We start from the raw sequence: 242 nt of genomic DNA on the forward strand, positions 1-242 counted from the left end.
TCGAGTACAACGCCGCCGTCAGCCGCTGGGGCGCCCCGAACTGGGTCCGGCTGAAGTCCTCCAACCTGCCCGACTACTTCGTCCGGCACTCCAACGGCGCGGTCCGCATCGACCCGTATCCCTTCGACCCGTACCAGGACCAGATGTGGCGGATGGTGCCCGGCCTCGCCGACTCCTCCGCGGTGTCGTTCGAGTCGGTGAACCGCCCGGGCAACTACCTGCGGCACAGCGGCTACGTGGCG

Annotated in this window: 1 protein-coding gene; it reads left to right on the plus strand. The window is 69.0% G+C overall.

The genetic code is table 11. The annotated features are described in order from the left end of the window. Window positions 1-242 (plus strand): AbfB domain-containing protein (locus ACVMYR_RS33225; RefSeq protein ID WP_457123716.1); only part of this gene is annotated, 242 nt, incomplete at both ends.

This window comes from Micromonospora sp. PTRAS2 (assembly GCF_054052245.1).